The organism is Bacillus sp. URHA0034 (assembly GCF_056280405.1).
The window spans coordinates 2,111,256-2,130,929 of record NZ_JBWCDK010000002.1; the positions used below are offsets into that span (position 1 = coordinate 2,111,256).

The 19,674-nt window shown below is 38.4% G+C and carries 15 protein-coding genes; 5 read left to right on the forward strand and 10 right to left on the reverse strand.

Annotated features, from left to right (window positions below):
* Positions 1 to 37: 37 nt before the first annotated feature.
* From ACZ9EE_RS12110 to ACZ9EE_RS12130, 5 genes are all read right to left on the reverse strand, one after another.
* Positions 38 to 1,369, reverse strand: coding sequence for an ABC transporter substrate-binding protein (locus ACZ9EE_RS12110; protein ID WP_476027377.1), 1,332 nt, complete (start codon positions 1,367 to 1,369; stop codon positions 38 to 40).
* A 36-nt stretch (positions 1,370 to 1,405) separates the two neighbouring features.
* Positions 1,406 to 2,998 carry a response regulator transcription factor gene (locus ACZ9EE_RS12115; RefSeq protein WP_261380600.1) on the reverse strand — a complete coding sequence of 531 codons (1,593 nt, stop codon included), beginning with the start codon at positions 2,996 to 2,998 and terminating at the stop codon, positions 1,406 to 1,408.
* Positions 2,973 to 4,769, reverse strand: a complete 1,797-nt coding sequence (locus tag ACZ9EE_RS12120; protein ID WP_476027380.1) for a sensor histidine kinase — start codon at positions 4,767 to 4,769, stop codon at positions 2,973 to 2,975. The genes ACZ9EE_RS12115 and ACZ9EE_RS12120 overlap by 26 nt, the downstream gene beginning before the upstream one ends.
* A 218-nt stretch (positions 4,770 to 4,987) precedes the next feature.
* Positions 4,988 to 6,577, reverse strand: a complete 1,590-nt coding sequence (locus ACZ9EE_RS12125; protein ID WP_476027382.1) for a response regulator — start codon at positions 6,575 to 6,577, stop codon at positions 4,988 to 4,990.
* Complete coding sequence (locus ACZ9EE_RS12130) at positions 6,574 to 8,355, reverse strand: sensor histidine kinase (protein WP_476027384.1); 1,782 nt, start codon at positions 8,353 to 8,355, stop codon at positions 6,574 to 6,576. The genes ACZ9EE_RS12125 and ACZ9EE_RS12130 overlap by 4 nt, the downstream gene beginning before the upstream one ends.
* 256 nt (positions 8,356 to 8,611) lie before the next feature.
* On the opposite strand from ACZ9EE_RS12130, the gene ACZ9EE_RS12135 reads away from it, so the two are divergent.
* From ACZ9EE_RS12135 to ACZ9EE_RS12145, 3 genes are all read left to right on the forward strand, one after another.
* Positions 8,612 to 9,571: a carbohydrate ABC transporter permease gene (locus tag ACZ9EE_RS12135; RefSeq protein ID WP_476027386.1), complete on the forward strand. Its 960-nt coding sequence runs from the start codon at positions 8,612 to 8,614 to the stop codon at positions 9,569 to 9,571.
* A complete protein-coding gene (locus tag ACZ9EE_RS12140; protein ID WP_476027388.1) occupies positions 9,571 to 10,398 on the forward strand; it encodes a carbohydrate ABC transporter permease in 828 nt (275 codons plus the stop codon). The genes ACZ9EE_RS12135 and ACZ9EE_RS12140 overlap by 1 nt, the downstream gene beginning before the upstream one ends.
* A gap of 156 nt (positions 10,399 to 10,554) precedes the next feature.
* The gene (locus tag ACZ9EE_RS12145; RefSeq protein ID WP_476027390.1) at positions 10,555 to 11,853 is read left to right on the forward strand and encodes an ABC transporter substrate-binding protein; all 1,299 of its coding nucleotides are present in this window, start codon (positions 10,555 to 10,557) and stop codon (positions 11,851 to 11,853) included.
* A 203-nt stretch (positions 11,854 to 12,056) separates the two neighbouring features.
* On the opposite strand, the gene ACZ9EE_RS12150 is transcribed toward ACZ9EE_RS12145, so the two are convergent.
* Positions 12,057 to 12,461, reverse strand: coding sequence for a globin domain-containing protein (locus tag ACZ9EE_RS12150; RefSeq protein WP_476027392.1), 405 nt, complete (start codon positions 12,459 to 12,461; stop codon positions 12,057 to 12,059).
* Between the two features lie 156 nt (positions 12,462 to 12,617).
* Between ACZ9EE_RS12150 and ACZ9EE_RS12155 the strand changes: the two genes are divergently transcribed.
* Positions 12,618 to 12,965, forward strand: coding sequence for a DMT family transporter (locus ACZ9EE_RS12155; RefSeq protein WP_476027394.1), 348 nt, complete (start codon positions 12,618 to 12,620; stop codon positions 12,963 to 12,965).
* A 1-nt stretch (position 12,966) separates the two neighbouring features.
* Positions 12,967 to 13,281 carry a DMT family transporter gene (locus tag ACZ9EE_RS12160; RefSeq protein WP_476027396.1) on the forward strand — a complete coding sequence of 105 codons (315 nt, stop codon included), beginning with the start codon at positions 12,967 to 12,969 and terminating at the stop codon, positions 13,279 to 13,281.
* A 35-nt stretch (positions 13,282 to 13,316) separates the two neighbouring features.
* Here ACZ9EE_RS12160 and mgrA read toward each other — a convergent pair whose 3' ends face one another.
* From mgrA to ACZ9EE_RS12180, 4 genes are all read right to left on the reverse strand, one after another.
* Positions 13,317 to 14,309 carry an L-glyceraldehyde 3-phosphate reductase gene (gene mgrA / locus ACZ9EE_RS12165; RefSeq protein ID WP_476027398.1) on the reverse strand — a complete coding sequence of 331 codons (993 nt, stop codon included), beginning with the start codon at positions 14,307 to 14,309 and terminating at the stop codon, positions 13,317 to 13,319.
* Between the two features lie 109 nt (positions 14,310 to 14,418).
* Positions 14,419 to 16,083, reverse strand: coding sequence for an SWIM zinc finger family protein (locus tag ACZ9EE_RS12170; protein ID WP_476027400.1), 1,665 nt, complete (start codon positions 16,081 to 16,083; stop codon positions 14,419 to 14,421).
* Between the two features lie 108 nt (positions 16,084 to 16,191).
* Entirely contained in the window at positions 16,192 to 17,604 is a 1,413-nt protein-coding gene (locus ACZ9EE_RS12175) for a glycoside hydrolase family 1 protein (protein WP_476027402.1), read from the reverse strand.
* Positions 17,605 to 18,219: 615 nt separating this feature from the next.
* A complete protein-coding gene (locus ACZ9EE_RS12180) occupies positions 18,220 to 19,653 on the reverse strand; it encodes a glycoside hydrolase family 1 protein (RefSeq protein ID WP_476027404.1) in 1,434 nt (477 codons plus the stop codon).
* Between the last annotated feature and the right edge of the window lie 21 nt (positions 19,654 to 19,674).

Here is a 19,674-nt window from a genome sequence, read left to right on the forward strand (position 1 = left end):
ATAAAAAAACCTCTAGTTTTGAACTAGAGGATACCTTTTAGGGGTTCTGTATTTGTTTTAGATTAGTGTTAATTTTCTCCACGGCTTCCTTTGCAGAAGCCCCTACATCATTTCCACCAAGTCCAACCTCTTCAAATAAGGTCTTTAGGGCATCGCTGATCACAGGATAAGCCGGGGTAACCGGGCGGTTTTTAGAAAATTTTTGTGCTTGTTGTAAAAAGATATTTTTAGGATATTGATTAAATTCAGGAAAGTCTTTCGCAACAGAGTATCTAGCAGGTATATCACCTGTTTCCTCGACATACATTTTTATCCCTTCATAACTTGTAACATATTTGATAAACTCCCAAGCTTCCTTTGAGTATTTAGTTTTGGAGGAGATACCGAGGGCCCATCCTCCATTTGGAACAACTTGATACTTCTCTTTTGGCAAAGGGGCAACTCCAAAATCTTCACCTAATTTAAACTCAGAACTATTTTCCAAATCCTTCAATCCCCAAGAGCCAAGAACAGTCATCGCGAGTTTCCCTGATATAAATGGGTCTGGCGGTAATTCAAAACCGGCAACTTTATCTTTATAATATAAATCTTGATAGAATTGCAGGGCTTTTAATGCCTCTTTTGAATCCAAATACCCGCTTGCAGTTGTACCATCTGGACTTAGCGCGTCCGCTCCAAACTGCCAAAGGAGAGGCATTTTAAAATAAGCAGGAGACTCGCCATCATTAAAGCCATCTGCAGGATCAATCCCATACACTCCCTTTTCAGGATGGGTTAGTTTTTTGGCAATCTGCAGCACTTCCTCCCATGTCATTGGCTTATTGGGATCGCCTGAAGGAAAAGGTATGCCTGCCTTTTTAAAAAGCCGCTTATTATAAAATAATGCAATACTAGATTCAACGAGAGGAGCCAAGTAAATGTCCCCCTGAAAACTCATTCCTTTTAATGTCGATTCAGGAATATCCTCAATATGTCCCTCGTTTCTCATATATGAGTCGAGTGATGATAATGAACCTGTATTGGCATAAAGCGCCAAGGTTGGGCTGTCAATTGTCAGGACATCAGGAGGGTTTCCAGTGGCAAGCTCGGTTCGCAGTCTTATTTCATAATCACTATAAGGAAATGATTTCATATGAACTTTAATAGCAGGATGAGCTGCTTCGAAAGAAGAAACTAATTTTTCATATGCTCTATTTTCTGCTGCATTTCCATTATTGCGCCAGAAGGTTAGCACGATTGGGTTGGTTTTATTTGGTTTTTCAACATTTTCTGTTTTACTGCTAGAGAATGTTCCAAGGAAAGATAGCGCATACAAGGAACTACTTATAAGTAAAATGGTAAAAGTAATCAAAGATAACCATTTTTTCATCTACATTCCCTCACCTTCCTGCTTTAAAAAATCAACTTATGAATCTAGTGAGTTTCGGAACTCAACAGGGGTTTGTCCAAAATACTTTTTAAAAACGGTACTAAAATACCCTGAGTTAGAAAAGCCAGTCAAGTTTGCCACATCAATTATTTTAAGCTGTTTATCTTCCAGGAACTGCCTGGCCTTCTGTAGTCGTAATTGAACAAGATAATCGCTGAAATTCTGTCCAACAGTATGTTTAAACGTTTCGGATAAATGTGCACTATTGATATGGAAGAGTTCCGATAGCATGGAAAGGGAAATTTCACTTGCGTAATGATGTTCCAAATATTGCTGAACACTAGCTACGATAACTTTTCCGTTCGAAAAACGCGCTACACGGACCTTCTCGATAATTAGCTTCGCTAATTGAAGAAGATGCTCAATTACTTTACTTTGCGAATTGAGTTCCCAAATGCTTTGCTGACAATTCCACATTATCTTTTGAAAATCATTTGTTTCCATATTATATTTTCTTGCGAGTGAGCCTAACAAAAATAACACACGATTAGCAGCAAAGGTAAAGGACATAATTGAGAGGTTTCTGTCCCCTTCCAATAAAAAGTATATATTCTCTTTAAATGCCTCGTAATTGACACTTTCAATTCCATTAGTTAACTTTCTTTCAATCTCAGGTGAAAACTCAAATACTTCGTCTTTTACATTCGACCCATCCAATACTTGTGATTGTGAGCCTAGTTGACTTTGACTCCATGCAAGTAAACTAGAGATATAACCAGTCTTAAAATTTGTAATTCCACAAGTCACATTTCCTATTCCCACAACCGTTTCTAATTTCAAGAGTCTCTTAATCGTCTGTTGTATTTCTTTTACTAGCTTTGAAGGACTGTCTCTATTGTCTGAATCGAGAATCTGTAAAAAGTGAATCATATTTGCATAACTAGGGTCATAAAACGAATACGTTTTGGGATGATCTTTTGCAATTTCCTTACATAACATCTGAAAGGGAATCCATAGTTTCTTTAATCGATTCGGGTTGCATTCCTTCTCTCTTATTTCCACCGTAACAAATTGTACCTCAGCGTTTTCATTTACTAGATCTTCTAACTGCAATTGGAGCAATCTCTCTGTTACCATGTTTAGCTCTAGCCATTCCTCTTTTACAAGGTAGAGTAAATATTGCTCCTGTACTTCTTGAAGCTGAGAATGAACAAGCCTGCGCAATCGAGCCGATTCCGCTTGGATTCGCTTCTCTTCTTCCACTTCCTTGCGAATCTTACTCAATACCTCTACTAATTCATCAGGGGCAACAGGTTTCAACAAATAGTCTTTTACCCCTTGTTTCAATGAACCTCTTACATATTCAAAATCAGAATAACCCGATAAAACAACTACCCTTACGTTCGGAAATTCCTGCTGACAACGTTTCGCTAATTCAATTCCATCCATAATCGGCATCCTCATATCCGTAATAACCACATCGATATCCAAATCCCGAAGTACTTCAAGCGCTTCTGCTCCATTGGAGGCCTCCCCTGCAATTTGGAAGCCTTCTTCTTCCCAGTTCACTTTCATTCGTAAGCCTTTACGAATTTGAATCTCGTCATCTGTGATGATCACCTTCAACATGCCTATCACCCCGATCTGTATTGATACATAACGTAATCCGTGTGCCTGCATTCTTTTCAGATTCAATCGTATAAGAGAAATTTGGACCATAGTAAATCTTCGAGCGACTTAGTACATTCCTTAGTCCAATGCTGCTTCCTTTACTCATGAGGACACTATTTATATCATTTTTCGTTTCGACGCTCATTAAATTGGAGATCACTTCTTCTGACATTCCGATCCCCTTATCTTCAATGACAATAAATACCAAATGATTACTTTGCTTGGTTTTAATAAAAATTTCGGCGGATGTCTTTTCAATAAAACTATATTTCACTGCGTTCTCGACGAGCGGCTGCAAAATAAATTTAATAATAGGAATACTCCTTGTCCCCAAATCTTCTTCAATCTCAATTGATATAGCTTCTTCATATCTTAGCTTTAATATTTCAGTGTAACTGCGAATATACTTTAACTCTTCTCCCAAATTTACTACATCACTGTGCGTGTTCAAGGAATATCTCATCATTCGGCCTAAGTGAATACTTACATCCATAACCTGTTTATTTTTTCCTTGCATTGCTAATCCACCAATAATTTCAAGCGTATTATTTAAAAAGTGTGGATTGATTTGTAATAACAAGGCTTTATATTCTGCATCTTTTTGGCGTAAATTTGCCTCATATTCGGTTTCAATTAAATTCTTCAACCGATCAATCGTCTGATTAAAAACTGTTATTAGGTAACCCACTTCATTATTTGCTGATTTTATGGTCGGCATAAAGCTTTTTGCACCGGAAAAATCACCTTTTTCTATATACCTCATTGCTTTTGCCAACTTACCTAAAGGGCTAACAATATTCGAAGAAATCATGTAAGAAGCTACAATAGTTATTAAAAACACGATGGCACTAGTTAACAGCAGGTTCCGTTGTAAACGCGTGACCTTAGCGAATAATTCAGACTTAGTTACTTCACTAATTAAAATCCAATCTCCTACCCCTAACTTTTGATAGAAAACTAAATATTTTTCTCCATGATCATCCGTTTCGACTATTCCTTTTTGATTTTTATCATCACTTAATTTAATTAAGGTTTGTTTCAAAACCTTTTTAGGAGTTTGAATCTTTCCAGGAAGGATATTTTCGCCATTATGATTGATCAAATAAGCATGTCCGTTTTTTCCAATCTTGGTTTTATTCAACGATGTTTCAAGCAATTCTGAAGGAAAGTTCACCTTAATCATTCCATACGGAACAAATGTATTCATATCGAAGAGGGGTAAAATATAGCTATTAATGTTACCTTGAGTTGGCCGAAATGGATCAATGTGTGACCTAATATATCGCTGTTTATTTTGAGAATAGTCTTTATACCAATCTACTTGATTTAAGTTTGGGATATTTCCCCAGGTCCCTGTCCCATCATTCAAAACAACTGAAATCGACATGCCATTTGAATTGTTTACCATCATCGACGATAACAGCATTTTGAGCTGATTCTTCTGTAACAGCCTCTGTCCATCGGTAATATTGGCATTCTTGCTTTCTAGTTTGATCCATTTTTGTGTCGTTTGGTTCACAAGTACCTGATTCCCTAAATCTTTCGCTTGCGTTGTGATAGAATCCATAAAAAGAGAATATTGGTCCATAGCCTCCACTGTCAGTTCCTGAGTCTGTTCCTCAATGATAGATGTAAACCAGCTTGGGATAATAAAGGACAATATAATTAACGGGATTGTTAATAAACAAGTAAATACGATAAATAAACGATTACGTAAGGAAAAAATCATATCAGTCCCCCTGAAGGCTTAAGTAAGCCCTTACAGTATTATCTAGTTGTATTATTAATTCAATTTAACATATCCTTTCTCATCCTACCAATAGATTTTTATTGGTCAATCTAATTCTTAAATAAAAATATAAGTGACCCAAAATAGAGATACAGCCCCCTTTGGGTCGCTGCATATTGAACATAAAAAAAATAAGCAGAATCCGAATTCGACTCTGCTCATTTCTGACTAATATGTAATTCACGATACTCATTTGGCGTTACGCCTTCGACCTTTTTAAATACCTTACGGAAATACTTGTCGTCCTGGTAACCGACTATGTTGGCTATTTCATAGATTTTGAGCTCACTATTTTTTAATAATGATTTTGCCCGCTCCATCCGGATCTTGATCACATAATCGGAAATATTAACATTAAACTCCTGCTTGAATTTCCTCGAAATATATTCTCTGCTAATATAAAAATGGTCAGATATCTCCTGCAGCTTTACATCCCGGTCAAAATTCGCCTGTAAATATTTCTCGATCTCATATATGACGTTATTGTTTTTCTGAACCGTCTTTCTCTTCACTCTCTTTAAAAAGATGGAAACCTCCCGTAATATACGCTCAATATAAGCTTCCAGCTTAAATGTTCCATAATGGCTAAAAAATTGATCCACTCGATTTTCAATATGATCAGACACTTTGACGTTAATATTGAAATGTTTAAACCAACGATTACTAATAACCAAATACTCACTTTCAAGCAGAAGCAGCTGGCTCCAGGCTAGATAATCGCCTTCCGTATAATCTTTAGAAATTCCCTTAATCAAATCTTCGAAAGCTCTGATCTCACTTGCTTGAACAGCTAATTCAATATCCGATGAATAGGCATAAAGATTTTTTAATTCTGGAGTATGAAGAACATCTTGCCTGTAAACCTTGGTGTCCGTTATATCTAATACATTACTGTTTAATAAAACCTGCTTTGCATGCTGATAGGAATTCATTAACTTGTTTCTATTATCTACATTAATTCCAACAGCAATATGACAAGAAACACTGATAACATTCAGAATTGCTTTATAGATTCGTCCTAACAGTTTTTCAACTTGGGCAAATTGGTCCCAAAAAATAATCACAATTTCACCTTTATGGGCCAGGTAGCGAAAGGCAATTCCACATTCCTTTTCTTGTAAAATCTCATTTATGACATTCAAGAGTGTAAAATACGTTAAATCCCTGTCTCCTTGAAAAGCCTCTATCGCCTTCCGATTAATCCGGACCAGGGCGACAAGGTATTTTTGCGCTTTAGTAAAACCGAATTCTTCATACCACTCTTCTTTAAGATTATCACTATTCAATAATTGTGTGAGTTTCCGATCCCGGTAAACTGGCTTCATTTCATTAATTAATTGGGAGCTGGTCGTTTTACTGTTCCGTTCTTCTTCCTCTTTTCTCCACTCCTTCACCACTTTTGCCAGCGTTTGGTTTAAAATTTCCGGATCAACCGGCTTTAATAAATAGTCTGAACTGCCAAAATGTATAGCTTTACGCATATAGTGGTAATCATCGTAACCAGTTACAACAATCGTTTTACTAGTCGGCTGATTTTCTTTAATCCACTCTAACAACTGTGTACCATCCATCTTGGGCATTTTCATATCAGAAAAAATGATTTCCGGGCGAAGGGTCTGAATCAGCCGGATCGCCTCCTCGCCACTACCGGCCTCATAAATCTCCGTTATCCCATTCTGTTCCCATTCTCCGAGCAGATTAATTCCCTCACGAACGTGTTTTTCATCATCTACGATTAAAACTTTCATGGATGTATCACCTCATTTTGAATATCTCTTGGAATGATTATCGTAACTGTAAATCCGTTTGTTTCCCCACTGGAAACTTCCATTTCTACCCTGTTGCTATAATAGATCTTTAACCGGTCATATATATTTTTCAAACCAATACCAGCGCTTTTTTGCTTTTCATCACTCCCATTGTCGGACAATTCCCGGCGAAGCTGTTCAAGATCGTCTTCCCTAACACCAATTCCGTTATCTTGGACAGAAATGCATAAATAATCATCATGCTCCCCTCTTGCTGTAATCACAATCCTTGCTTTTTCTAGCTGCTGATCAAAGCCATGCTTAAAGCAATTTTCGACAATCGGCTGTAATATCATTTTCGGCACTAGTATCTCTTCTACACTTTTTTCAATATTTAATTCAAACTCAAACTGCTCGTCAAATCTTTGTTTTTGTAAATTAAGATAGGATTTAACATGGTTTACCTCTGCTAAAAATGGGACAACATCATCCTTCATATTCATGCTGTACCGCATGATATTCGATAATGAGTTTAATAACGAATACACCTGGACTGCCTTCAATTTTAAGGCAAGCGTTCCAATCGACTGAAATGCATTATAAAGAAAATGCGGATTTATTTGTGATTGGAGGACTCTTAACTGAGAGGATTTATTTTCAATCTCTAGTTTATATTCACGTTCAATTAATGCATTTATTTTCGAAATCATTAATTTGAAATGTCTGCCCAGCATCCCAATTTCGTCATTTCCTAATGATTCAAAATCTGCTTCAAATACACCTTTTTCTACCTTTTTCATATTTGCAATTAATACTTTGATTGGAGCAGTGAGTCTGAACGAGATGAACATGGTAGCAATTAAAACGATTATAAGTGTAATAATTACAATGATAATATTGGTAAAGACCGTCTGCCTCGCACCTTGGTAAAGTACATCATAAGGAATTCTTTTAACAATGTACCAGTTTTTAAACGAATCAGAGAACTTTTGGTAGACAATTACGCCTGAAAATTTTTCATCTTTCCAGTCAAGGCTTTTATTAGCCTCCGGTTCCTTTTTTAGTTGCTTAAACCACGCTTCTTTATTGACCTTTCCAATTACATTGTTCTTTGAAGAATACACAACGACCCCATCTTCATTCATTATGTATAAGTCTTCGATCCCATCCGTATACAGCCTTCCAGAAATATCTCTTATCTTAGAGAGATTAATATCTATAGATACAAAACCTAAAATAGTATCTAATGGTACATCTCTTATAATCGTATGGAAACTTAATACCTGATTTTTCTCGGAGTTAGGTATCACCGACAGATTATTGTAACTATAAATTTCATGGGGCGGCTCAATAACTGAGAAGTCATGAGATCTGCTTAAACGGGAATAGAAAGGATTGGATAAAATACTCTCGTATTTCCCTCTGCCGCTAATTCTTGAATGATAATTGGTATACGAATCTTTTCCTTTATCTATGTAAAGGAGCATTTGTTCAATCTCGGGCCGGGAATTGAAGGTATAGGCAAGCATCCTGCGGACTTCTTCTTGGTTACTGCTTAAGTTATCGGAAACTCCAACCCTCATCACTGACATAAAGGGAGTATAGCGGTATAAAACCGTTGACATTTGTGCGACATCCTCTAAATAGGTAGTGAGCTCTTCTTCCCCTTTAACAATTAACTCATGATTTGTTGTTACAAAACGGTCATTGATCGACTTTGTCGTTTGGTAATAAGTAATCGTAATGGCAATTCCAAAAGGGAGTATGATGACCGCCATTAGAGTAATAATTAGTTTTGTTCGAATCCCCCATTGCATGAGCTTCTGGGCTAGTCCCCAACCTCGAACTAGCCTCCCCCCTTTTCAAAGTAATACTAATTTCCCCATCATTTTAGCATAAGTAAACTTCGTAATACATGGTGTCTATTTTAATGGAGCAAAATGGACTGTTCAATATTTTCCACCCTACTGGTCAATGTAAGCCGTTTCATAATTTTTCAGAATCCCTAAAATAAAGTTATAGGAGGTGCAGTCAGTGAATAATCACAGTGAGTTAGAAAGTTCAGCTTTACCTGGCAAAACTAGTATAAAAATTTCAGAGTCTTCTTCATTAAATAAAAAGAAGAAGCTAAAAGACGCAGGGTTATTCGCCCTATTTGTCGGACCAGTATTCTTAGCGTTTACCATTATTGTCCTAATTCCATTCTTTACGGGTATCTATTACGCCTTCACCGATTGGAACGGAATAACAGGAGATATCAAATGGGTTGGTCTCGATAACTTTAAATACCTATTTACACAGGACAAGCAATTTCAAGATTCCTTTATCCTTACAACTAAATATACCGTTGTAGCCATCGTTTTAACAAATATTATCGGTTTTGCATTAGCGATCCTGGTTACACAGATGTTGAAATCAAGGAATATATTGCGAACCGTATTCTTCATGCCAAACATGGTGGGGGGTCTGTTGCTAGGATTCATCTGGCAATTCATTTTTGTTAAAGGATTTAGTTCACTTGGACAATTAACGCATATTCCTTTTTTTGAATTACCATGGCTAGGAGATGCTAATACCGCCTTCTGGGGAATTGTGATTGTCAGCGTATGGCAAGGGGCAGGCTACATTATGATTATCTATATTGCAGCCTTGCAGAATGTCCCGCAAGAACTAATAGAAGCAGCGAAAATTGATGGAGCAAATAGATTTCAGATTTTGCGCCATATTACCATGCCGCTAGTGGCACCAGCCGTTACAATTTGTTTATTTTTAACCACCGCTTCATCTTTTAAAATTTTCGATGCAAATCTGTCGTTAACGAACGGTGGTCCATTTAAATCAACAGAGATGTTAGCACTGAATATTTACACAGAAGCTTTCGTCAATAACCGTTATGGTATTGGTGAAGCTAAGGCATTAATTTTCTTCATCGTTGTGGCAGCCATTACCGTCCTCCAAGTAACGATTTCGAAGAAAAGGGAGGTTGAGTCATAATGGGAAATAAATATACAAGCAAGAGCTTTGTTCTTGAGATTTTTGCTATCGTGCTTGCTCTTGTCTTTTTAGTACCGTTTTATTACTTGATTTCAAACTCCTTAAAACCGTTTGCTGAAATTTTGTCCAATACTTCTGCAATTCCAAAAGTGTTCATGCTTGATAACTATATTAACGCTTTTGAGAAATTGGATTATTTAAGGGTGTTTTCTAATTCCTTAATAATCACAGTTATCAGTAATATCGTACTGGTTATTTTTTGCTCAATGGCCGCTTATATGTTAGTCAGAACGAAAAAGAAAATTAGTAACATCATCTTTATGACCTTTGTTGCTGCAATGATTATCCCATTTCAATCGATCATGATTCCGCTTATCAAAACGGCTGGAACTCTCGGAATGTTGAACAGCATTTGGGGACTTGTCATTATGTATTTGGGATTCGGTTCTGGAATGACAATCTTCTTATATCACGGTTTCATCAAAGGGATACCAGTTGAGTTGGAAGAAGCAGCGATTATTGACGGATGTTCAAGGTTTGGTGTTTTCTGGAGAATTGTTTTTCCATTATTGAAACCTATAACAGTAACCATTGTTATTTTGAATAGCTTATGGATCTGGAACGACTACCTATTGCCTTCACTTGTCTTGCAAAATCCAGAATATAGGACAATTCCATTGGCAACCTTCTTCTTCTTTGGACAATATACAAAACAATGGGATTTAGCATTAGCAGCACTTGTTCTTGGTATCATACCATTGTTAATATTCTTCTTTTCAATGCAAAGACACATTATCAAAGGGATTACGAGTGGTTCTATCAAGTAAATCGAAAAGCGGAGGCGCCTTGGCCAGAATAAAAAGTAGTTCATTTCTTCCCAGGCGCTGCTGCTAGATAACTCTCACTAGGGTCAACCCCCGCTGCCAGAATCGACTGACAGCAGGGATAAATAAATTAGATAGATAATTCAGGAGGGAAAACAAATGGCATTTAAAAAATATTCAATCGCAGCGGGGATTTTATCAGCCTCACTTCTTCTAGGAGCTTGCGGCAATAGTGACAGCGCATCCGGTACGAAAAAAGACAGCGGCAGCAAGGATGGAAAAGTAGTCGTTGATATCTTTAACGGTAAGGTTGAAATTGCAGATCAGTTGAAAGCGTTAACAGATAAATATACAAAAGAACATCCAAACGTTACATTTAATATCGAATCAGTTGGCGGCGGCGCTGATGGTGCAGCAGCCCTTAAAGCAAAATTCGCTTCAAACAAAGCACCTGACATTTTTGGAAACGGCGGATATCAAGAAGCGATTACTTGGAAGGATAAATTAGAAGATCTATCTGACCAGCCTTGGGTAAAAGATGCTTATGAAGATGCCTTAAAACCAATGACAATGGATGGAAAAATCTATGGCCAGCCAGTTAACATGGAAGGTTACGGTTTTGCTTACAATAAGAAATTATTTGAGAAAGCTGGTATTACAGAACTTCCAAAAACTTACTCAGAATTAGAAGCAGCAGCGAAGAAGCTTAAGGCTGCTGGAGTCACTCCTTTCTCTGTTGGCTATGCGGAATGGTGGGTATTAGCAAACCATGGTCTTAACGTTCCATTTGCTTACGAACAAGCAGATAACGAAAACTTTATCCCTGGTTTAAATGAAGGTAAATCAAAGATTGCAGGAAACAAATACTTTGAAGACTACTTTAAGCTTGTGGATTTAACAGTTAAGTATGGAAACAAAAATCCATTAACTACTGACTATAATACAGAAGTAACTCAATTTGCTAACGGCGAAACTGCCATGATTCAGCAAGGAAACTGGATTCAGCCAATGCTGGATAAATTGACTCCTGGTATGGAAGTCGGCTTTATTCCTTTAGCACTTACAGATGATGCAGCACAAGCAGATAAATTAATGGTTGACGTACCAACTAACTGGGTTGTTTATAACAAAGCACCTAATCCAGACAAAAAGGCTGCAAAAGATTTCTTGAATTGGATGGTAACTTCTGAAGAAGGTAAGACTGCATTAGTTAAAGATTTCAAATATGTACCTGCCTTTAAAACAATTGAAGCAAAAGCAGAAGATATTGGACCACTAGGTGCCGACCTTCAAAAGTATTCTAATGACGGAAAAACGTATTCTTGGCAGTTCATGAAGTATCCTGATGGTGCTGGACAAGAGTTTGGTGCAACACTACAAGCATATGTTGGCGGTCAAAAAACGAAAGAAGAAGCTATGAAAGCTCTTGACGCAACATGGGCTAAATTAAAAAAATAAATTAAGAAAAGCGCAAGCGCCTTGTTCAGCCCCGACAATCACAAGACGAGCCGGCCGAAAGGTTGCTCTTTAACCTTTTGGACGGATTGGCTTGTGACCTCGAGGGGCTAGGCGCTGGAGCTGGACAACTCTCTTGGTAAAAATATTTATACCCTCTAATCTACGTACAAAAGGCTCCTCTCTCAGTGAGAAGAGCCTTTATTTTATTTACTATCCGGTGTGTTTACCATGATTCCAGCTACGTGCGTTAATCTCTCATAAAAGGCTGTTCCTGCAGGATTCTGATCAAGACCAATTTCCTGAAATGCTTCCTTCATACATTTCAGCCAATGCCTAGCCCTGGTTGGTGTTACCTCAAACGGGAGATGCCGCGCTCTCATCGCTGGGGGACCAAATTCTTGACTATAAAGAGCAGGTCCACCTAAAAATTGCGGTAAGAACATTCGCTGTTTTCGTTTGATTTCTTCCATCTCTCCTTGAAAAAGCGGGGCCAGGATTGGATCAGCATAAACACGCGGATAAAAAGCATCCACTAACTTATCAATGGTTTCCTGTCCGCCAATTTCACTATATAGTGATCTAAAATCATAATCCATTTTTCTCACCATCCACTATTATTTTTCCCCTATTTACCTAATAATAAAGGCAAACTAAATAGAGTTTAGTGATGTAAATCACTGTTATCGAAAGTAGTTATTATGCCATCCAAATTTTTGTTATGGTATTCTAATTTAGAATGGTTATTCTCCCAAGAGGTGCTAACGATGAATAAAGCATGGTTTTATGTTGTTCTAACTTGTGTATTTGAATGGATCTGGGTATACGGTTTTAATACTGCCCATACTTGGTGGCAGTGGGCATTGGTTATAGCTGTAATTTTATGGGACTATCATATTCTTCCGAAAGCATGTGAAACGCTCCCAACTGGTACGGTTTACGCGATTTTTGCTGGAATTGGTACAATTGGAACAGTTTTAATGGATGTATTCCTTTTTGGAGGCAGGATCAGCATAGGTCAAATCTTTTTTATTTCGATTATTATTATTGGTGTAATTGGTTTAAATCTTTCTGATAATAAGGAAGAAAAAGCGGTCATGAAAGGGGCTGCTTAAGATGGGCTGGTTATTCGTTTTATTAGCTGCTACCAGTGAAGTGGCTGGGGCTGTCGGTTTAAAATTATACAGCCAGCAAAAAAATATCGGGAATGGAATTCTTTATATTGGCGGTTTCGGGGCTTCGCTTGCCTTTCTATATGGATCGTTTCAGTTTCTCCAGTTAAGTATTGCCTATGCTGTTTGGGTTGGAATTGGGACAGCCGGGGCCGTTTTCATTAATATGTTTCTTTTAGGTGAATCGAAAAGGGCTGGACGTATTTTTAGTGTTGTATTGATTATTATCGGGGTCATAGGGTTAAATGCACTTTCTTAAAAAATCTGCCAGCTGGACGGCTGGCAGATTTTGCTTTAACTCTTTAAGATATCTTCAATTCTTCCGAGTTCTTCATCTGAAAAGTCAAGATTGTTGACTACTGCAACATTTTCTTCAATTTGACTCACGCGGCTGGCACCAATTAGAACTGATGTCACTTTTCCTCCGCGCAATACCCATGAGAGAGCCAACTGAGATAGGCTTTGTCCACGTTCCACAGCGATTTCGTTTAATTTGGAGATACGCTCCACTACCTGAGGGGTGATCTGTTCCTTTTGCAAGAATTTAGATGCACCTGCAGCACGGGAGTCTGCTGGAATACCAGTTAGGTATTTGTTTGTCAATAAGCCTTGAGATAACGGACTAAAGGCAATTGACCCAACCCCATTTTCTTGTAATACATCCTGCAGACCATCCTCAATCCATCTGTTAAACATGGAATAACTTGGCTGGTGGATAAGAAGAGGCGTACCAAGCTGGTTCAAGATTTTTACTGCTTCTGCTGTTTGCTCGGCACTGTAATTAGAAATCCCAACATATAGCGCTTTTCCTTGACGGACAATAGAATCTAATGCCAGCATGGTCTCCTCTAGCGGTGTGTTCGGGTCCGGACGGTGGGAGTAAAAAATATCCACATAATCAAGACCCATTCGCTTGAGGCTTTGGTCTAAGCTTGAGATTAGGTACTTTCTTGAGCCCCATTCTCCGTAAGGACCAGGCCACATATAATAGCCTGCTTTTGTTGAGATGACCATTTCATCGCGATAAGGAGCGAAATCTGCATTTAACATACGGCCAAACATTTCTTCGGCTGAGCCTGCTGGCGGGCCATAATTATTGGCCAAGTCGAAGTGGGTGATACCTAAATCAAAGGCTCTTCTCAGCATGTCCCTGCCATTTTCATATGTATCGACGCCTCCAAAGTTATGCCAAAGGCCTAAGGAAACAGCTGGGAGCAATAATCCTGAACGTCCAGTTCGATTGTATTTCATGGTTTCGTAACGATTTTCTGCTGCTTGGTAAACCATTGTAATCCCCCTCGCTTTCATTTGTGTAAACCCTTCCACTATTATAATTGACTTAGGGGTTTTTCTAAAGGAATCTTGCTTGGCTGTCAACAAATTTCTATTTTCTTCCCTACCTTATCCTTGCCAATTCCTCTAAAAATGCTGGTCTTCTTTTGTGCTTATCCCTTAACTCTGTAATAAGGTGGTGAGATGCAATTGTCCCACAAGCCTTTTTATAAGTTTTAATTAAGGCACAGACTTTCCGGTATTTTTTTCGATCAGTCGCTTCATCTGCTGATTGATTAATATATTGAGAAAACACATCGTTTACTTCATTAGGATAGTCTTTAATTATATATGGATAATATTCCGTAATTACCAATTTATTGTGCTGACAATAGCGCAATAGCTCCTCTTTCAAATCTTCCTGTATTAAAATCGATACATAAGTAGAAGGCTGATATTTCTGCCTGCCAAATTCATCAACAATTTCTTGCAAAATCGATTCCCATTCACTTACGGGATATAACTCTTTTAACTTTTGATAATATTTAAATTCATTATTAAATAAAAGCTCCCTAGCTAACTCCCTTTGCTTCTCCATGTCCCCAAGCATTTCGTATGCCTGAAAGCGGAATTCCTTCCATTCTTTCACAAGGCCAGGATATGCCTGATCTGCTGCCTCCCCATCTAAACAAAGCTGAATTACCTTTTTATAGTCCTCCGCTTCAAGCTCTAACGCAATCGCCCTCTTTCGGAATTCACTAAAATGGAGATTTTCATCAATAAACTTCCTGGCTGCATCCAATCCCTCACATTTTGTGACTATTTCCAGCTGCAGCAGCTTTACTTCTTTTATGTCATACTTAGCATTCCAAGAAGTCCCGGCTTGCTCAAGGAGGATATCCAATTGTTTTTCTAACTTCTTTCTTATTTCATTATCATGCGAAAAATGGGTACAAATCCTTAAAAGGTCGTACCGCCAATCACTCCAGTCGTCGTAAATTGCTTTTTGCGATTCTTTTAAGATGGCTTCAAAAAGTTTCCTTTGTTCTTTTTCAGGTAAAAGCTTTAAACTCGCTGAAACTGCCTTTTGCGTAATGGCTAGCGCCCAATTAATTATGCTGCCGGCAGAACCATCGGAATCATCCGCATGCTGGAGCATTTTTACAACGGGAGAAAGGACGATAAGGGACAATAGCACCGCATTCTGTGTATCCCCTGCATCTAGTTTCTCCTGTGCCTTTTGCAGTGTTAATTCTGCCCCTTTTAGTGCTTGGCCAATATGACGCCAATCAATAAATCCTTTTCTTTTTGCACCTGTAATGTACTCCTGAATTAACTTTTTAGCAGAAGATATCTCTTCTTTATCAGGACTAAACTTAAAGAGCAATCTTTTTTCTATATCTGGGAACTCCTCAGTTAATTCTAAAATCATGTCAATTAAATCTTCTTTGTTTTGGTTGACTAGAATTGAATTAACACTCCCTTTCCCAGGTTCCTCGCTTTTCGCGGAATCTTGTAATTGAGGCCTTTTGTCTCTTAATGCATAGAGAACAGCTGCCTTATGCTTGCAATATTCATTCAAGTCGTATGGACAATCACAATAAGCATTTACAATGACTTCATCATTCAGATAAACATTTACATGATAGACTTCAGATCCATCAACGAGGGCTTTATAATGAATGTCATCTGAAGTAGTAAGATTTAGGATTTTCCCCTTTTTAAAATAAGCGTGGCCGCGTTCGAGAATTTTATCTTCAATCCACTGCTCAAAATTGGTTAATTTCACAGACTCACCCCCAAGGATAAATTATCTATTATTCTACCATTTTCTAATCCTTGATGCCCTACCCAAAACAAAAGAGCCTGTCCCAACTGGGGCAAGCTCTTGAAAAAATTAATTTAATTTCTCACCGTTTGTAGCAATAAGTTCTTTATACCAATAAAAACTTTGCTTGCGAATACGGCGTAAATCTCTTAAATCAAACTCATCACGGTTAACAAAGATAAAACCGTAACGTTTGCTGCAGCCTTGGTGTGTACTGATAAGGTCAATCGCTGACCATGGGCAGAATCCGAATACCTCAACTCCATCTGTAATGGCCAGCTGCATTTGCTCGATATGCTTACGTAAGAAGTCAACCCGGTATGGATCGTTGATTACATCGCCTTCTTCAAGCTTATCAAATGCACCTAAGCCATTTTCAGTTATAATCAGTGGAAGGTTATAGCGATCATAGATTTCTCTTAGTGTATTTCTAAAGCCAATCGGGTCAATCTCCCAGCCAAACTCATTCTTTTTCAAGTTCGGATTGGTCGCTCCTTTATAAACGCCTGACTCCCCAATCGTAATATGCTGGTCTCCCGTATGATTTACATCGGAACCGTCATCTTCACTTGCGGCTACTGTTTGGGATGTATAATAATTAAAGGCAATAAAGTCAGGCTTTGCAGTTGCTAAAACCTCCATGTCACCATCAAGAATAGTTGGAACATAGCCTTTTTCTTCAAAATAATTCCATGCCGTTGTATTATAGCGGCCAAACACAGCCATATCTAAATAGAGCCAGTTACGGATTGCTGAATAATTTTGAGCTGCCATGATATCCTCCGGCTTAGAGCTAGCTGGATAGATGGATACAATGTTCGGTGCTGGACCAATTTTTGCATTTGGCAGCATTTGATGACACAGGATCATCGCCTTTGCCTGAGCAACAAGCATGTGGTGATTTTGTTGATATAATTCCTTTTTAGGGTTTTCTAGATTAGGATCAACAGTTCCAATCGCATCACCGTGAAGGATCATCATGTTTTGTTCGTTAATGGTCAACCAATAGTTCACGCGGTCACCGAAGTTTTCGAAAAGGGTTTTGGCATACACTTCAAAGGCTTCAATCGTTTCTCTGTTTGACCAGCCGCCTTTTTGCTGAAGAGCATACGGTAAATCAAAGTGATACATCGTAACAATAGGTTCAATCCCATGGGAGACAATTTCGTTGATTAAGTTATTGTAAAACTCGATTCCCTTTTGGTTTAACTTCCCTGAACCATTTGGATAGATTCGTGTCCAGGCAATGGAGAAGCGGTATGCCTTGAAGCCCATTTCGGCCAGTAGCGCAATATCTTCTTTATAATGATGATAGTGGTCGCTGGCTACTTTAAAATCAGTTGTTCCTTCTGGATATTTGGCCATATCAATAACCGAAGGGCCTTTTCCATCTTCATTCCAAGCCCCTTCAATCTGGTAAGCTGATGTGGAACCGCCCCAGAAAAAGTCAGCTGGGAATGGTTTAAGTTTAGTGTGTTTCATTTTTTTTCTCCTCCAATTCATGTCTACTTTAAAGTCTTATAGAACCCTGTAATCTGCGGAATCTTACTCATGTGATTTCTTTTGGGGTTATGAACCCTTCTTATCTGTGGTAGTCCTATCGCGTCTTGTCCTTCAGGGGTTATGAACCACTCTTATCTGTCGAAATCCAATCGTGCCTTGTCCTTCCGGGGTTATGATCCACTCTTATCTGTCGTAGTCCTCTCATGCCTTGTCCTTCAGGGGTTATGAACCACTCTTATCTGTCGAAATCTAATCGCGCCTTGTCCTTCAGGGGTTATGAACCCTTCTTATCTGTCGAAATCCAATCGCGCCTTGTCCTTCAGGGGTTATGAACCACTCTTATCTGTCGAAATCCAATCCCAGCTTGTCCTTCCGGGGTTATGAACCACTCTTATCTGTCGAAATCCAATCGTGCCTTGTCCTTCCGGGGTTATGATCCACTCTTATCTGTCGTAGTCCTCTCATGCCTTGTCCTTCAGGGCTATAGAAGATTTTAATCTCATAAAATTCATCCAAAAGCTCAATCAACTTTATTTTTCAATTTCAAAATACGAAAAGCCGGAAGCACATAGGGCTTTCCGGCAAGCTCCAGTATTAAAGTTGTTCGCCATTAGTGGCAATAACATCTTTATACCAGAAGAAGGATTTTTTCTTACTGCGTTCTAATGTTCCGCTGCCGTCATCGTTCCTATCAACATAAATAAATCCGTAACGTTTAGACATTTCACCAGTAGATGCACTCACTAGATCGATACAGCCCCAAGGAGTGTATCCAATCAGGTTAACACCATCTTCGATCGCTTCACCCATCGCTTTAATATGGTCTCTTAAATAATCAATCCGATAATCGTCATTGATTGAACCATCTGCTTCTACTTGATCTTTTGCCCCAAGACCATTTTCTACAATAAATAAAGGTACTTGATAGCGGTCATAGAGTTTGTTTAGTGAGATTCGTAGTCCTTCTGGATCAATCTCCCAGCCCCAATCACTAGCTTTAAGAAAAGGATTTTTTACACCACCAATAATGTTTCCAGATGCACCTTCCTCGTCCAACTTTTCTTTCTTTTCAGTGCGTGACATATAATAACTGAATCCAATATAATCGACAGTACCTTCTTTAATGATCTCTAAATCGCCATCTTGAATGTCTAATTCGATACCATTTTCCTTAAAGTAACGCTCGGCAAAAGCAGGATATTCACCACGAACTTGGACATCTCCACAATAGTAGTTAAAAATTTGTTCTTCTTTTAAAGCATACATGACATTCTCAGGGTTGCTATCGAAAGCGTACACTGGAGCATAAACAAGCATACATCCGATTTGCGAACCAGGTATAATTTCATGTCCTATTTTTACAGCTAAAGCACTTGCTACAAATTGATGATGCAGCCCTTGGAAGCTTTCTTGTAAACGAGCTTCTTCACTTGAGGCAGAAAAACCTAAGCCGAAAAGTGGGAAATGTGTTGCTCCATTAATTTCGTTAAAAGTCATCCAATATTTCACTTTATTTTTATACCGATTAAAAATGGTTCTAACATAACGTTCAAAGAAACCAATAAGTTTCCGATTTTTCCAGGCTCCATACTCTTTAATAAGGTGTAAAGGTGTTTCATAGTGAGAAATGGTCACGACTGGTTCGATACCATGTTTGTGTAACTCATCAAATACCCGGTCGTAAAAAGCTAAGCCTTCTTCATTCGGCGTTTCTTCATCGCCTCTTGGGAAAATACGTGACCAGGCAATCGACATACGGAATACCTTAAAACCCATTTCCGCAAAAAGAGCAATATCTTCTTTATAACGATGGAAAAAATCAATTCCTTCGTGGTTTGGATAATGATACTTAGTTTGGTCAATCTCATAATCGAAACCAGGTTTCATAAGAAGTTCTAAGCGAGCTTTTCCACCAGGAAGCACGTCTGCAAGATTTAAACCTTTGCCGCCTTCTTGATATGCTCCTTCTAATTGGTTTGCTGCGGTTGCTCCGCCCCATAAAAAGCCTTCTGGAAATTTACGATTCATCAAAAGTCACCTCATTGTTTT